Raw genomic sequence first — 15823 nt, forward strand, 5'->3', positions numbered from 1 at the left:
CGAAGCCGTGCACGTCGAGGGAAGGGAGAGGCACCGGACGACGGTGCCGCATCCAGTCGTGTCGAGTACCCACACCGCACCACCCGGCCGCGGACGACGCGAGTCGATCACCAAGCGGCTGAACCCGCTGCCCCACTGGCACCCCGCCCTGGCCCAGCCGCCGGAGGGGGAGGCCGAGGGCACCGGCCGGCTGGACACTGTCGTGTTCGGCGTCGCCGCCGCCGTCGCCCTGGCCTTCGTCGCCTGGGGCTTCCTCGCGTCCGACGGTCTGGCCAGCGCCAGCGGAGGAGCGCTGACCTGGATCGAGACCAACCTGGGCTGGCTGTTCGTCGTCCTGGCCTCGGCGTTCGTGGTGTTCGTGATCTGGCTGGCCGCAAGCCGTTACGGACGCATCCCGCTGGGCCGCGACGACGAGACGCCGGAGTTCCGCACCGTCTCCTGGGTCGCGATGATGTTCAGCGCCGGCATGGGCATCGGGCTGATGTTCTACGGCGTCGCCGAGCCGCTGGGGCACTACGTCTCCCCGCCGCCGGGCACCGTGGAGGCGGAGACCGCCGACGCCGCGCGCACCGCGATGGCCACCACGCTGTTCCACTGGTCGCTGCACCCGTGGGCGATCTACGCCGTCGTCGGGCTGGCCATCGCCTACGGCACCTTCCGCCGCGGCCGCCGGCAGCTGATCAGCGCCGCGTTCGCCCCGCTGATCGGCCGGCGCCGCGCCGAGGGCCCCGCCGGTCGGGTCATCGACGTGCTGGCGATCTTCGCCACGCTGTTCGGCTCGGCGGCGTCCCTGGGCCTGGGTGCGCTGCAGATCGGCAGCGGGATGGAGATCCTCGGCTGGGCCGGTGACGTCGGCAACGGCGTGCTGGTCGGCATCATCGCCGTGCTGACCGCGGCGTTCGTCGCCTCGGCGGTGTCCGGGGTGGCCCGCGGCATCCAGTGGCTGTCGAACACCAACATGGTGCTGGCGCTGGTGCTGGCCGTCTTCGTGTTCGTGGTCGGCCCGACCGTCTTCATCCTCAACCTGGTGCCCGAGGCGATCGGGGCGTACTTCTCCGACCTCGGGGAGATGGCCGGGCGCACCGAGGCCTCCGGCGGCGACGCGATGGCCGAGTGGCTGCGCGGCTGGACGGTCTTCTACTGGGCCTGGTGGATCAGCTGGACGCCGTTCGTCGGCCTGTTCATCGCCCGGATCAGCCGCGGTCGCACGATCCGGCAGTTCGTCACCGGCGTGCTGCTGGTGCCCAGCGTGGTCAGCCTGGTCTGGTTCGCCGTCTTCGGCGGTGCCGGCATCGCCGCGCAGCGCGACGGCACCGACGTGGCCGGCCAGGCGACCTCGGAGGGGCAGCTGTTCGGCGTCCTCGAGCAGTACCCGCTGGCCACCGCCATGACGGTGCTGGTGATGCTGCTGGTGGCGATCTTCTTCGTCTCCGGCGCGGACGCCGCCTCGATCGTGATGGGCTCCCTGTCCGAGCGGGGCACGCTGTCGCCGAGCAGGGGCATCGTCGTCTTCTGGGGCGTCGTGATGGGCGCGGTCGCGGCGATCATGCTGCTGGTCGGCGGGGACGACGCGCTGACCGGGCTGCAGAACCTGACGATCATCGCGGCGCTGCCGTTCGCCCTGGTGATGGTCGGGCTGGCCGTCGCGCTGGCCAAGGACCTGCGCTCGGACCCGATGGTGCTGCGCCGCGCCTACGCCAGCGAGGCGGTCGAGCAGGCCGTCGTCGAGGGCATCACCCGGCACGGCGAGGACTTCCAGCTGGTGGTGGAGCCGACGCCGAACGGGGGCGCCCCGCTGCCGGAGGACGTCCCGGCCGGCCGGCCGCAGGACCCGCGCGGCTAGCAGCCCCGCGGCAGCACGACGGCCCCCTCGCCCGACGGCGAGGGGGCCGTCGTCGTCAGCGCAGCCGGCGGACCGGCACCACCATCGGCGTCCCGGTGACCGGGTCGGGCACCACCCGGGCCTCCAGGTCGAACACGTCGGCCAGCAGCTGCTCGGTGAGCACCTCCGCGGGCGGGCCGGAAGCGACCAGCACGCCGTCCTTCATGGCCACCAGCCGCTCGGCGTACCGGGCGGCGAGGTTGAGGTCGTGCAGCACCACCACGACGGTCCGGCCGCGCTCGGTGTGCAGCCGGCCGACCAGCTCCAGCACGTCGACCTGGTGGGCGAGGTCGAGGTAGGTCGTCGGCTCGTCGAGCAGCAGCAGGTCGGTGCCCTGCGCCAGCGCCATCGAGATCCACGCCCGTTGCCGCTGCCCGCCGGACAGCGCGTCGACCGGGGAGTCGGCGTGGTCGGCCATGTCGGTCCAGGTCAGCGCCTCGGTGACCACCGCCTCGTCGTCCGAGGACCACTGGCGCAGCCAGCTCTGGTGCGGGTGCCGGCCGCGGGCGACCAGGTCGGCGACGGTGAGGCCCTCCGGGGCGATCGGGGTCTGCGGGAGCAGGCCGAGCACCTTGGCGACCTCCCGGGTGGGGGTCGAGGTGATCGCCCGGCCGTCGAGCAGCACGCTGCCGGCGGTCGGCCGCAGCAGCCGGCCGAGCGCGCGCAGCAGCGTCGACTTGCCGCAGCCGTTCGGGCCGACGATCGCGGTGAACGAGCCGTCGGTCAGCTGCAGGTCCAGGTCGTCGACGACGACCTTGTCGCCGTAGGCCAGCCGGACGCCGTCGGCGGCCAGCCGCACCGGCGCGGGCGGCACGACCGCCGGGACGGCGGAGGAGTGCGTGGAGGTGGTCACAGGGTGGTCAGCCGCCTTCCGCGGACCAGGAGCCAGAGCAGGTAGGGGGCGCCGACGACCGCGGTCACGACCCCGACGGGGAACGTGGCCGGCAGCACGGTGCGCGCGACGAGGTCGCTGGCCACGACCAGCAGCGCGCCGAGCAGGCCGGCGGCCAGCAGCGGCGGGCGGGAGCCGCCGGTCAGCCGGACGGCGATCTGCGGCACGACGAGGGCGACGAACTGGATCGGGCCGGCGGCGGAGACCGCGAAGGCGGCCAGCGCCACGGCGACGACCACGGTGACCGCCTGCGCCTGCGGGACCCGCACGCCCAGCCCCCGGGCGGTGTCGTCGCCGAACTGCAGCGCGCCGAGCACCCGGCTCAGCGCCAGGGCCGCGGGCACCAGCACCACCAGGGCGACGGTCAGCGGCACCGCCTGGTCCCAGCCGCGGCCGTTGAGCGAGCCGGTGATCCAGACGTTGGCGACCGCGGCGTCCTGGATGTCGCTGCGGGTGAGCAGGTAGCTGACCACCGCCTGGGCCATCGCGGACAGCCCGATGCCGACCAGAACAAGCCGGTAGCCGTCGACGCCCTTGTTCCAGGCCAGGCCGAACACCAGGAACGCCATGAGCAGGCCGCCGACCAGGGCCGCGGCGGGCAGGCCGAGGCCGCCGAGCGCCCCGCTCGCCGAGGTGCCGCCCAGCACGATGACCGTGACCGCGCCGATCGAGGCCCCGCCGGTGACGCCGAGGACGTCCGGGCTGGCCAGCGGGTTGCGGGCGAAGGTCTGGATCAGCGCACCGGAGATGCCCAGCGCGATGCCGACCAGCACGGCCACGGCCACCCGCGGGGCGCGCAGCTCCAGCACGATGAAGCGCTGGGTGTCGTCGCCCAGGCCGACCAGGGCCCGGAGCACCTCGAGGACGCTGATCGGGTAGTCGCCGCGGCCGAGGCTCAGCGCGGCGGCCAGCACCAGCACGACGAGCACCAGCAGCGGGACGACGAGCTGGCGGCGGCGGTAGGTGGTGGAGAAGCCGCCGACCCGCACGGTCCGCCGGGGGCGTGGCCCGGGCGCGGGTGCGCGGGTGGGGGCCACCGCGGTCACAGCGACACCAGCTTCCGGCGCCGCACCAGCGCGATGAAGAACGGTGCGCCGACCACGGCCAGCACGATGCCGACCTGCAGCTCGCCCGGGCGGGCGACGACCCGGCCGAACACGTCGGCGAGCAGCAGGAAGACCACGCCGAGCAGGCCGGAGTACGGGATCAGCCAGCGGTGGTCGGGCCCGGTGATGGTGCGGGCGACGTGCGGCACGACCAGCCCGACGAAGGCGATCGGGCCGCAGGCCGCGGTGGCCGCCCCGGTGAGCAGGGTGATCGACAGCAGCCCGACCGCGCGGGCCAGCCAGATCCGCTGGCCCAGGCCCCGGGCGACGTCCTCGCCGAGCCCGAGCAGGTTCAGCGCCGGGGCGTTGACCAGCGCCAGCACCACGCCGACGACGACGAACGGGGCGACCTGGGTGACGACGTCGGCGTCCCGGCCGGCGAGCGCGCCGACCACCCAGAACCGGAAGGAGTCCAGCGCCTCGGTCTCCCGGATGGTGATCGCCTGGACCAGGGCGTAGATCAGGTAGCTCATCGCCGAGCCGGCCAGCGCCAGGCTCACCGGCGTCGCCCCGCCGCGGCCGGACGAGCCGATCAGGTAGACCGCGACGCTGCCCAGCAGCGCGCCCAGGAAGGCGAACCAGACGTAGCCCGACGGCGAGGCGACACCGAGCAGCCAGATGGAGAGCACCACGGCCAGCGACGCGCCGGCGGTGACGCCGAGCAGCCCCGGGTCGCCCAGCGGGTTGCGGGTGTGGCCCTGCATCAGCGCACCGGAGATGCCCAGCGAGACGCCGGCCAGCAGGCCCAGCAGGGTGCGCGGCACCCGCAGCTCGCGGACGATCACCGTCTCGTCGCCGGGCGTGCTGCCGTCCAGCAGCGCCTGCCAGACGGTGCCCAGCCCGATCGACCGGGTGCCCACGGCGATGCTCAGCGCGCAGGTGACCACGACGAGGGCGACCAGCACCCACAGGCCCAGCACCCGCGGGCCGGCGCCGCGGAGCAGGCCACCGCGGGGGGCGGTCGCCTGGGCCGTCGGCAGGTCAGCCGTGCGCTGCGCCACGGGCGGCTCCTGGGGACGGCGGGGGCGCGACGGCCCGGTAGGCGGGGCAGTCCTGCCGGACTGGTTAGCCTCACCTTACCTGGCGGTCCGCACCGTGGACGGGCAGCGGCCCGCCGGTTCAGCCGGGGGCGGTGCCCGCGACCACGAGGTCGGCCAGCTCGCGGTAGGCGGCGGCGTCGTCCAGGCCGGTGGCGGCGGTGATCTCCCCGCGGTGGATGGCCGCCATCACCGAGGCGACCGCGGCCCCGACGAACGAGGCGTGCACCGGGCGGATCGTCCCGGCGGCCAGCCCGTCGGTGACCATCCGCTGCACCCGGCCGGCGGCCGAGCGGGTGTTGCGCTCGTAGATCTCCCGCGCGGGGGCGAACGCCGCCACGTCGGCGAAGAAGGCCGGCGAGGCGGGCCGCAGCTGCTCGGACACGGCGAGCAGGTAGGCGCTGATCCGTGCGCGGTGGTCGGTCGGGACGGCGGCGCGCTGCTCGACCGCGGCGGTGGCGCGCTGGAAGAAGCGCTTCACCACGGCGACGACCAGCTGCTCCTTGCTGGCCGCCAGGCCGTACAGGGTGCTCTTCGAGCAGCGCAGCCGGCGGGCCAGGTCGTCGAGGGTGAAGGCGGCGAACCCCTCGGCCAGCACGAGGGCGACCAGCTCGTCGAGCAGCTCCTCCCGGCGGGCCGGGCCACGGGTGCTGCGGGTGTCCAGCGTCGTCATCACCCCTCCTCAGGCGCACCGGACAGTAGCGCCGCCGCCGTCCTCAGTACTGCGTACAGTCCCTGAGTACTGACACCAGTCCGGGACGACGGCGTCCCGGCCCACCGGAGGTGCCCCGTGCCCGTGTCCCGCCTGGTCCCCACGCAGGAGGCTGCCGACCTGCTCGACCTGACGCGGCAGCTGGCCCGCGAGGAGCTGGCGCCCCGGGTGGTGGCCGCGGAGGCCGACGAGGTCTTCCCCCGCGAGGTGTTCCGCACCCTCGGCCGGGCCGGGCTGCTCGGGCTGCCCTACGGCGAGGACGTCGGCGGCGGCGGCCAGTCCTACGAGGTCTACCTGCAGGTCCTCGAGGAGCTCGCCGCCGTCTGGGCCAGCGTCGCGGTGGGCGTCAGCGTGCACGGGCTGTCCTGCTTCGGGCTGGCGACCCGGGGCACCGCCGAGCAGCAGCAGCGCTGGCTGCCCGAGCTGCTCGGCGGGGAGCTGCTCGGCGCCTACTGCCTGTCCGAGCCGCACGCCGGCTCCGACCCAGCGGCGATGCGCACCACCGCCCTCCGGGACGGCGACTCCTACGTGCTCACCGGCGACAAGGCCTGGACGACGCACGGCGGCCGGGCCGACGTCTACAAGGTGATGGCCCGGACGTCGGAGGACCGGTCCCGCGGCATCTCCTGCTTCCTCGTGCCGGCCGACGCCGCGGGGCTGTCCGCCGACCCGGCCGAGCGGAAGATGGGGCTGACCGGCTCGACGACCGCGACCATGCGCTTCGAGGGCGTGCGGGTCGACGCCGACCGCCGGCTGGGCGCCGAGGGCGAGGGGCTGGCGATCGCGCTGGCCGGGCTGGACGCCGGTCGGCTGGGCATCGCCGCCGTGGCCACCGGCCTGGCCCAGGGCGCGCTGGACGACGCGCTGGCCTACGCCAAGGAGCGGGAGACCTTCGGCGTGCGGATCATCGAGCACCAGGGGCTGGCGTTCCTGATCGCCGACATGGCCGCGGCCGTGGAGACGTCGCGGGCGGTCTACCTGGCCGCCGCCCGGCTCAAGGACGCCGGGCAGCCGTACGCCCGGCAGGCGGCGATCGCCAAGCTGGTCTGCACCGACAACGCGATGAAGGTGACCACCGACGCCGTCCAGGTGTTCGGCGGCTACGGCTACACCCGCGACTTCCCGGTCGAGCGGTACATGCGCGAGGCCAAGGTCATGCAGATCTTCGAGGGCACCAACCAGATCCAGCGGGTGGTGATCAGCCGCGCGCTGGCCCGCGGCGGCACCGACCGGACCACGGTCACCGGCGTCCCCACCCCCGCCTGACCCGGTGCCCCAGCCCCGGAGATGGCCATCTCCGCCCCTGCGGACCCGGCGAAGATGGCCATCTCCGCGGGGAGGCGAGGGCTGACGGCGGGGCCGTGCCGCTCCTACGCTGCGGGGCATGTGCCGGAACATCCACGTGCTGCACAACCTCGCGCCGGCGACGACGTCGGACGAGGTCCGGGCGGCCGCGCTGCAGTACGTCCGCAAGGTGAGCGGCTCGGCGAAGCCCTCGCAGGCCAACCAGGCGGCGTTCGACCGGGCGGTCGAGGAGATCGCGCACGCCACCGAGCACCTGCTCGCCGACCTGGTCACCACCGCGCCGCCCAAGGACCGCGAGGTGCTCGCCGCCCAGGCCCGTGCCCGGGCCGCGGTGCGGTACGCCCGCTAGACGAGGAAGCGGTACGCGGTCGTCCCCGGGGCGAGGTGCTCGATCTTGAGCGGGCCGGACTCGATCCGGGCCAGCAGCGGCGCCAGCCCCTCGACGCTGCCCAGCTCGATGCCGGTGAGCGCCGCGCCGGTCTCCCGGTTGTCCCGCTTCACGTACTCGAACAGCACGATGTCGTCGTCCGGGCCGAGCACCTCGTCGAGGAACCGGCGCAGCGCACCGGGCTCCTGCGGGAACTCCACCAGGAAGTAGTGCTTGAGCCCGCGGTGCACCAGTGACCGCTCGACCACCTCGGCGTACCGGCTGACGTCGTTGTTGCCGCCCGACAGCAGGGTCACCACCGTCTGGCCGGGCTCGACGACGACGGCGCCGCTGGTCAGCGCGGCACTGGCCAGCGCCCCGGCGGGCTCGGCGATCACCCCGTCGACCTGGTAGAGCTCCAGCATCTCGGTGCACACCTGCCCCTCGGGCACGGTCACCAGCTCGGCGCCGGAGTCACGCACCAGCGGGAAGGTCACGTCGCCGGCCCGGCGCACCGAGGCGCCGTCGACGAAGGTGTCGATCTCGGCCAGCTCGACCGGGCGCCCGGCCGCCAGCGCCGCCGCCATCCCGGCCGCGCCGGCCGGCTCCACGCCGACCAGCCGGGTGCCCGGCGCGTGCTCGCGCAGCCAGGTGGCGCAGCCGGCCAGCAGCCCGCCGCCACCGACCGGCAGGACGACGACGTCCGGGGCCCCGCCCAGCTGGTCGAACAGCTCGGCGGCCACGGTGGCCTGGCCGACGACCGTGGACAGCGCGTCGAACGCCGGCACCAGGGTCGCGCCGGTCGACCGGGCGTGCTCGGCGGCCGAGGCCGCCGCGTCGTCGTAGGTGTCGCCGTGGACGACGAGCTCGACCATGTCCCCGCCGAGCGCGGCGATCCGCTGCCGCTTCTGCCGGGGCGTCGTCCCGGGCACGAACACCTTGCCCCGCACGCCGAGGACCCGGCAGGCGTAGGCCACGCCCTGCCCGTGGTTTCCGGCGCTGGCGGTCACCGCGCCGGCCGCCCGCCGGACGTCGTCCAGCTGGCTGATCGTGTTGTAGGCGCCGCGCACCTTGTACGAGCGCCCGACCTGCAGGTCCTCGCGCTTGACCCACACGGCGGCGCCGGTCAGCTCGGAGAGCCGGGCGTTGCGCTGCAGCGGCGTGCGCTCGGCGACGCCGGCCAGCCGGTGGGCGGCGGCCGCCACCTCGGCGGAGAAGCGGGTGCGCACGTCGGTCACCCGTCCATCCTGCCCGGCGCCGGGAAGGGGTCCGCGCACGGTAGAGCCCTGCCCACCGGGGTGGGCAGGGCTCTACCGTGCGCAGGGGGTGTCCCGGGAGCGGTCAGATGCCCCAGTAGGTGCCGCGGGTGGACTCCTTCTCCGGCACCGGCGCGAAGACGTTGCCGGTGGTCGGCGGCACGCTGTCCCGCGCCATCCCGAACACCTTCAGCAGCGGCCCGACCAGGGTGTCGAACACCGGCGGGAACAGCCGGAACCCGGCGATGATCAGCGGGTTGAGGAACCCGGACTGCTTGAGCCGGCGCGGGGTGTCGATGCGCGACACGATCGCCCGGGCCACCCGCTCCGGGGTGTAGACCGGCGGCGGCGGGTGGCCGGTGTTGCCCAGCACGGTGGCGGCCTGGTCGTAGATCGGCGTGGTGACCCCGCCGGGGGCGACGGCGGAGACGTGCACGTCGGGCAGCTCGCGCAGCTCCTGCTGCAGGGTGCGGACCAGGCCGAGCTGGCCCCACTTCGCCGTCACGTAGGCGCCCATGGTCGGCGCGGTGATGGAGGCGAGCAGCGAGCTGACCACCACCACGTGCCCGCGCCGCTGCGCGCGCAGCACCGGCAGCACCGCCCGGAACACGTTGAACGTGCCCAGCACCGCGGTGTCCACGACCCGCTCGAAGACGTCGGGCTGCACGTCCTCGATCCGCCCGTAGGCCATCACGGTGGCCGCGTGGACGACGACGTCCAGCCGGCCGAAGGTGGTCGTGGCGCGGTCGACGGCGGCCTGCACCGCCGCGGGGTCGAGCACGTCGGCCGGCACGCACTCGACCGCGGTGGCGCCGGCGCGCCGGCAGTCGGCCGCGGCGTCGGCCAGGGTGGCGGCACTGCGGGCGACCAGCACCAGCGAGGCGCCACGCCCGGCGAACTGGACGGCGGTGGCCCGGCCGATGCCGCTGGAGGCGCCGATCACGAGCACGACCTCCTGCAGCGCGCGGGCGGAGGAGACGTCGTCGGGGGTCTCGGCAGTCACGTCCGGGGGCTACCCCGGCAGCCGCCGGGCACTCCTGTCGTGCGCAACGGAGAACGCCGCGGGGCCACCGTCCCGGCGCGCCGCTACGGTCTGGCCCCACGAGGACGTCCCGGTGGGCCGGCCCGGCACGAGAGGAGACCCCCGTGTTCGAGAAGGTCCTGGTCGCCAACCGCGGCGAGATCGCCGTCCGCGCCTTCCGGGCGGCCTACGAGCTCGGGGCCGGGACGGTGGCCGTCTTCCCGCACGAGGACCGCAACTCCGTGCACCGGCTCAAGGCCGACGAGAGCTACGAGATCGGCGCCCCCGGCCACCCGGTGCGGGCCTACCTCGACGTCGAGGAGATCGTCCGCGCCGCCCAGCGCGCCGGTGCCGACGCCGTCTACCCCGGCTACGGCTTCCTGTCGGAGAACCCGGAGCTGGCCGAGGCGTGCGCCCGGGCCGGGATCACCTTCATCGGCCCGTCGGCCGCGGTGCTGGAGCTGACCGGCGACAAGTCCCGGGCGATCGCCGCGGCCCGGGCGGCCGGCCTGCCGGTGCTCCAGGGCACCGAGCCGAGCGACGACGTCGACGTGCTGCTGGCCGCCGCCGACGCCATCGAGGGCCCGGTGTTCGTCAAGGCCGTCGCCGGCGGCGGCGGGCGCGGGATGCGCCGGGTCACCGAGCGTGCCGAGCTGCGCGGCGCCATCGAGGCGGCCATGCGGGAGGCGGAGTCGGCGTTCGGCGACGCGACGGTCTTCCTCGAGCAGGCCGTCCTGGAGCCGCGGCACATCGAGGTGCAGGTGCTGGCCGACGCCTCCGGGGAGGTCATCCACCTCTACGAGCGCGACTGCTCCGTGCAGCGCCGCCACCAGAAGGTCATCGAGATCGCCCCGGCCCCCAACCTGGACCCCGCGCTCCGCGAGCGGATGTGCGCCGACGCCGTCGCCTTCGCCCGGTCGATCGGCTACACCTGCGCCGGCACGGTGGAGTTCCTGGTCGACCGCGAGGGCCGGCACGTGTTCATCGAGATGAACCCGCGGATCCAGGTCGAGCACACGGTCACCGAGGAGGTCACCGACGTCGACCTGGTGCAGAGCCAGCTGCGGATCGCCGCGGGGGAGACCCTGGCCGACCTGGGTCTCACCCAAGACGCGATCGTGTTGCGGGGCGCGGCGCTGCAGACCCGGATCACCACCGAGGACCCGGCCAACGGCTTCCGCCCGGACACCGGCCGGATCACCGCCTACCGCTCGCCGGGCGGCGCGGGGGTCCGGCTGGACGGCGCGGCCACCCTGGGCGCGGAGGTGGGCGCCTACTTCGACTCGATGCTGGTCAAGCTCACCTGCCGCGGCCGCACCTGGGACATCGCGGTGGCGCGGGCCCGGCGCGCGGTCGCCGAGTTCCGGATCCGCGGGGTGTCCACCAACATCCCGTTCCTGCAGGCGGTGCTGGACGACCCGGACTTCCAGGCCGGCCGGGTGACGACGGCGTTCATCGAGGAGCGGCCCGAGCTGCTCACCGCCCGGTCGTCGGCCGACCGCGGCACCAAGATGCTGGCCTACCTGGCCGACGTCACGGTGAACCGGCCGAACGGCGAGCGGCCGCACCTGGTCGACCCGGTGGAGAAGCTGCCCCGGCTGGACATGGCCCTGCACCCGCTGGACGGCTCCCGGGACCGGCTGCGCGAGCTCGGCCCCGAGCGGTTCGCCGCCGACCTGCGGGCGAGCACCGCCCTCGCGGTCACCGACACCACCTTCCGGGACGCCCACCAGTCGCTGCTGGCCACCCGGGTGCGCACCAAGGACCTGCTCGCCGTCGCCGGGCACGTGGCCCGGGCGATCCCGCAGCTGCTGAGCATCGAGGCCTGGGGCGGGGCGACCTACGACGTCGCGCTGCGCTTCCTGCACGAGGACCCCTGGGACCGGCTGGCCGCGCTGCGCGAGGCGGTGCCGAACATCTGCCTGCAGATGCTGCTCCGCGGCCGGAACACGGTGGGCTACACGCCCTACCCCGAGCAGGTGACGTCGGCGTTCGTCGCGGAGGCCGCCCGCACCGGGATCGACGTGTTCCGGGTGTTCGACGCGCTCAACGACGTCGGCCAGATGCGCCCGGCGATCGACGCGGTCCGGGAGACCGGGACGGCTGTCGCCGAGGTCGCGCTCTGCTACACCGCCGACCTGTCCGACCCGGCCGAGCGGCTCTACGACCTGGACTACTACCTGCGGCTGGCCGAGCAGATCGTCGGGGCCGGGGCGCACGTGCTGGCGATCAAGGACATGGCCGGGCTGCTCCGGCCGCCAGCCGCGGCCACGCTGGTCAGCGCGCTGCGCGAGCGCTTCGACCTGCCGGTGCACCTGCACACCCACGACACCCCCGGCGGGCAGCTGGCCACGCTGATGGCCGCCTGGCAGGCCGGCGTCGACGCGGTGGACGGCGCCAGCGCGGCGCTGGCCGGGACGACGTCCCAGCCGGCGCTGAGCAGCATCGTCGCCGCCACCGACCACACCGACCGGGCCACCGGGCTGGACCTGCGGGCGGTCAACGACCTGGAGCCCTACTGGGAGGCGGTGCGCCGGGTCTACGCGCCCTTCGAGTCCGGGCTGCCCGCGCCCACCGGGCGGGTCTACACCCACGAGATCCCCGGCGGGCAGCTGTCCAACCTGCGGCAGCAGGCGATCGCGCTGGGGCTGGGGCAGCGGTTCGAGGAGGTCGAGGCGATGTACGCCGCGGCCGACCGGCTGCTCGGCCGGTTGGTCAAGGTCACCCCCTCGTCGAAGGTGGTCGGCGACCTGGCGCTGCAGCTGGTCGGTGCCGGCGTCGCGGTCGACGACTTCGCCGCCGACCCGGGCCGGTTCGACCTGCCCGACTCCGTCGTCGGCTTCCTCCGCGGCGAGCTCGGCGACCCGCCCGGCGGCTGGCCCGAGCCGTTCCGCAGCAAGGCGCTGGCCGGCCGGCGTCCGGCCCAGCCGCCCGCCGACCTCACCGACGAGGACGTCGCGGGGCTGGCGCAGGAGCCGCGGGCCACCCTGAACCGGCTGCTCTTCCCCGGCCCGACGGCGGAGTTCCGCACCCACCGGGACACCTACGGCGACACCAGCGTGCTGCCCAGCAAGGAGTTCCTCTACGGGCTGCGCACCAACACCGAGCACTCGGTCGACCTGGAGCCCGGCGTCCGGCTGCTGATCGGCATCGAGGCCGTCTCGGACGCGGACGAGCGCGGCATGCGCACGGTGATGTGCACGCTCAACGGCCAGCTGCGGCCGGTCAGCGTCCGGGACCGGTCCGTCACGTCCGACGTCCAGCCCACCGAGAAGGCCGACCGCAGCGACCCGGGCCACGTGGCAGCGCCGTTCGCCGGGGTGGTGACGCTCGCGGTCGCCGAGGGCGACGAGGTCGAGGCGGGCGCGCAGGTGGGCACCATCGAGGCGATGAAGATGGAGGCCTCGATCACCGCGCCCACGGCGGGCACGGTGCGCCGGGTGGCGATCGGCGCCGTCCAGCAGGTCGAGGGCGGGGACCTGCTCGTCGTCCTGGGGTGAGCCCGGACGACGGCGGGGGTTTCCCAGCCGTCACACAGGGACGGTAGGAAGACCGGGTGAGCGCACCTCCCCGGACGACGACCCGGTCGTCCTCCAGCCACCTGATCGCCCAGCTGTCGGCCCAGGCCCGGCGGATGCTGCAGACCGAGGCGGCCTCCGCGGGCCTGCTCGTCGTCGCCACCCTGGCGGCGCTGGTCTGGGCCAACTCGCCGTGGAGCGACTCCTACGAGCGCCTCTGGCACACCGAGTTCGCGCTGACCTTCGGCTCGGCCGAGGTCGCGATGGACCTGCGGCACTGGGTCAACGACGGGCTGATGTGCTTTTTCTTCTTCCTGATCGGGATGGAGGTGCGCCGCGAGCTGCAGATGGGCGAGCTGACCCAGCGCAGCCGGCTGTCCATCCCGGCGATCGCGGCGCTGGCCGGCCTCGTCGTCCCGGCCGGCATCTACCTGGCGTTCAACGCCGGCGGGCCCGGGGCGAACGGCTGGGGCATCCCGATCGCCACCGACACCGCCTTCCTGCTCGGTGCCCTGGCGCTGGCCGGCCCCCGGGCCTCCACCCAGCTGCGGGTCTTCCTGCTGTCGCTCTCGGTCGTCGACGACATCGGGGCGCTGACCGTGATCGCGGTGTTCTACTCCGACGAGATCGACCTGACCGCGCTGGCGATCGCGGCGCTGTGCATCCTCTGCTTCCAGCTGCTGGCCCGCCTGCAGGTCTGGCGCGGCCCGGCCTACTTCGCCGTCGGGGTGGCGATGTGGCTGGCGATGAACGCCTCCGGGGTGCACGCCACCATCGGCGGCGTCCTGCTCGGGCTGCTGGTCAGCGCCTACCCGCCGCGCCGCGAGGAGGTCGAGTCCGCCGGCGTGCTGGCCCGGGCCTTCCGGCAGTCGCCCCAGGTGTCCCTGGCCCGGCAGGCCAAGCTGTCGGTCGAGCGGGCCATCTCGCCCAACGAGCGGATCGGCGCGCTGCTGGTGCCGTGGAGCGGGTACGTCGTCGTCCCGGTCTTCGCGCTGGCCAACGCCGGCGTGCACTTCAGCACCGAGCTGCTCGGGCGTGCGGTCACCTCGCCGATCACCCTCGGCGTCTTCGTCGCCCTCGTCGTCGGCAAGGCGGTGGGCATCGGCGGCGCGGCGACGCTGGCGGTGAGGATGCGGCTGGGCTCGCTGCCCCCCGGCGTGCCGCTGAGCAGCGTGTGGGGCGGGGCGGCGCTGTCCGGCCTGGGCTTCACCGTCTCGCTGTTCGTCGCCGACCTCGCCTTCCCCGACACCGAGCTGCGCGACGAGGCGATGGTCGGCATCCTGGCCGCCGCGGTGGCCGCCGCGGCGATGGGCATGGGGCTGTTCCGGCTGCTCGCCCGCCGTGACCCGGTGCAGCAGCCCGAGGGCGCGCACCTGCTGGACCCGCCGGTCGACCCCGAGCGCGACCACGTCCGCGGTCCGGTCGGCGCACCGCTGGAGCTGGTCGAGTTCGGCGGCCTGGAGTGCCCCTTCTGCGGGCGGGCCACCGGCGTGGTCGAGGAGCTGCGCAGCCGCTTCGGCGACGACCTGCGCTACGTCTTCCGGCACCTGCCGCTGCCCGAGGTGCACCCGCACGGCGAGCTGGCCGCCGAGGCCACCGAGGCGGCCGGCGCGCAGGGCGCGTTCTGGGCGATGCACGACCGGCTGTTCGCCCACCAGGACCAGCTGGAGGCCAACGACCTGCTCGACCACGCCGCCGCGCTCGGGCTGGACCTGGGCCGGTTCGCCCAGGACCTCGGCGACGGCACGTTCTCCGCCCGGGTGCGGGCCGACGTCGCCTCCGCCGAGGCCAGCGGCGTGGGCGGCACGCCGACGTTCTTCGTCAACGGTGTGCGGCACGAGGGGCCGACCGCGACCGACGCCCTCGCCGCCGCGCTGCTGGACAGTGACCCGCGCGGCCCGCGGCACCAGGCGCCGCCGGAGCCGGCGACCGGGGCGGGCGGCCGGCCGCTGGTGATGGTGACCCCCGCAGCCCAGCTGCCCGGGCTGGTGAAGGTGCCCGGCCAGCACTTCGCCGAGACGCCGGACGACGGGTCGACGCCGCGGCTGACCGAGGAGCAGCTGCGGGAGTTCCAGCGGGCCGGCCGGCGGGTGCGCACCGAGCCCGGTCAGGTGCTGCTGCGCTCCGGCGCTGCCGAGTACGACTTCTTCGTCATCCTGTCCGGCTCGGTGGCCATCGTGGAGGGCCCCCTGGACGGCGTGGACGGCGCGGCGCCCCGGGTGATCGCGGTGCACGGTGCCGGACGCTTCCTCGGCGGGCTCAACCAGCTGGCCGGGCAGCGGCCGGTGCGCTCGCTGGTCGCCGCGGAGGCCGGGGAGGTCGTCGTCATCACGCTGGAGCGGCTGCGGTCGCTGCTGGCCCGCAACCGCGAGCTCGGCGACCTGGTCACCCGCTCCTTCCTGCTCCGGCGGGCGATGCTCATCGGCCAGGCCAGCGGGCTGCGGGTGGTCGGCGACCGGCGGTGGCCGGCCAGCGTCGCGCTGCGCGCCCGGCTGGAGGAGGACGGCATCGCCCACCAGTGGCTGGACCCGGCCGACGACGCCGCGGCCCGGCGGCTGCTGGCGGAGGCCGAGGTGGAGGGGGCCGAGACGCCGGTCGTCATCCGCGCCGACGGGCGGGTGCTGGTCGAGCCCACCCGCGAGGAGCTGGTGCTCGCGGCCGGCACGGCGACCCGCGACCTGACCTCGACCTGACCCGCGCGCGGCCGCCCGGGATCAGGTCACCTGA

The 15823-nt window shown here is 74.9% G+C and carries 11 protein-coding genes; 5 read left to right on the forward strand and 6 right to left on the reverse strand.

Annotation, left to right across the window (positions count from 1 at the left end; genetic code table 11):
• Positions 1 to 58: 58 nt before the first annotated feature.
• A complete protein-coding gene (locus HL054_RS11815; protein WP_369139203.1) occupies positions 59 to 1843 on the forward strand; it encodes a BCCT family transporter in 1785 nt (594 codons plus the stop codon).
• 55 nt (positions 1844 to 1898) lie between these two features.
• On the opposite strand, the gene HL054_RS11820 is transcribed toward HL054_RS11815, so the two are convergent.
• From HL054_RS11820 to HL054_RS11835, 4 genes are all read right to left on the reverse strand, one after another.
• On the reverse strand, positions 1899 to 2735 hold the full coding sequence (locus tag HL054_RS11820) for an ABC transporter ATP-binding protein (RefSeq protein ID WP_369139204.1): 837 nt from the start codon (positions 2733 to 2735) through the stop codon (positions 1899 to 1901).
• Positions 2732 to 3820, reverse strand: a complete 1089-nt coding sequence (locus tag HL054_RS11825) for a FecCD family ABC transporter permease (protein WP_369139205.1) — start codon at positions 3818 to 3820, stop codon at positions 2732 to 2734. Before HL054_RS11825 ends, HL054_RS11820 begins: the two co-directional genes overlap by 4 nt.
• Positions 3817 to 4881, reverse strand: coding sequence for a FecCD family ABC transporter permease (locus HL054_RS11830; RefSeq protein WP_369139206.1), 1065 nt, complete (start codon positions 4879 to 4881; stop codon positions 3817 to 3819). Before HL054_RS11830 ends, HL054_RS11825 begins: the two co-directional genes overlap by 4 nt.
• 118 nt (positions 4882 to 4999) lie before the next feature.
• Positions 5000 to 5590: a TetR/AcrR family transcriptional regulator gene (locus HL054_RS11835; protein WP_369139207.1), complete on the reverse strand. Its 591-nt coding sequence runs from the start codon at positions 5588 to 5590 to the stop codon at positions 5000 to 5002.
• A gap of 117 nt (positions 5591 to 5707) precedes the next feature.
• Here HL054_RS11835 and HL054_RS11840 point away from each other — a divergent pair, with 117 nt between their 5' ends.
• Entirely contained in the window at positions 5708 to 6895 is a 1188-nt protein-coding gene (locus tag HL054_RS11840) for an acyl-CoA dehydrogenase family protein (protein ID WP_369139208.1), read from the forward strand.
• Positions 6896 to 7013: 118 nt separating this feature from the next.
• Entirely contained in the window at positions 7014 to 7283 is a 270-nt protein-coding gene (locus HL054_RS11845; protein WP_138758477.1) for a DUF2277 domain-containing protein, read from the forward strand.
• On the opposite strand, the gene ilvA is transcribed toward HL054_RS11845, so the two are convergent.
• Positions 7280 to 8539: a threonine ammonia-lyase IlvA gene (ilvA, locus tag HL054_RS11850; protein WP_369139209.1), complete on the reverse strand. Its 1260-nt coding sequence runs from the start codon at positions 8537 to 8539 to the stop codon at positions 7280 to 7282. The two genes, HL054_RS11845 and ilvA, sit on opposite strands and share 4 nt — an antisense overlap.
• A 103-nt stretch (positions 8540 to 8642) precedes the next feature.
• Positions 8643 to 9560, reverse strand: a complete 918-nt coding sequence (locus HL054_RS11855) for an SDR family NAD(P)-dependent oxidoreductase (protein WP_369139210.1) — start codon at positions 9558 to 9560, stop codon at positions 8643 to 8645.
• 143 nt (positions 9561 to 9703) lie between these two features.
• On the opposite strand from HL054_RS11855, the gene HL054_RS11860 reads away from it, so the two are divergent.
• Both HL054_RS11860 and nhaA read left to right on the forward strand, forming a co-directional pair.
• Positions 9704 to 13078: a pyruvate carboxylase gene (locus tag HL054_RS11860; RefSeq protein ID WP_369139211.1), complete on the forward strand. Its 3375-nt coding sequence runs from the start codon at positions 9704 to 9706 to the stop codon at positions 13076 to 13078.
• A gap of 56 nt (positions 13079 to 13134) precedes the next feature.
• Positions 13135 to 15789 carry a Na+/H+ antiporter NhaA gene (gene nhaA / locus HL054_RS11865; RefSeq protein WP_369139212.1) on the forward strand — a complete coding sequence of 885 codons (2655 nt, stop codon included), beginning with the start codon at positions 13135 to 13137 and terminating at the stop codon, positions 15787 to 15789.
• The last annotated feature ends 34 nt before the right edge of the window (positions 15790 to 15823 follow it).

It is taken from the genome of Modestobacter versicolor, from assembly GCF_041028285.1.
Classification (GTDB): Bacteria; Actinomycetota; Actinomycetes; order Mycobacteriales; family Geodermatophilaceae; genus Modestobacter; species Modestobacter versicolor_A.

Excerpts from the sequence above, each read along its gene's own strand:
- HL054_RS11845 (WP_138758477.1), top strand. The coding sequence starts at position 7,014 with ATGTGCCGGAACATCCACGTGCTGCACAACCTCGCGCCGGCGACGACG.
- HL054_RS11835 (WP_369139207.1), bottom strand. The coding sequence starts at position 5,590 with ATGACGACGCTGGACACCCGCAGCACCCGTGGCCCGGCCCGCCGGGAG.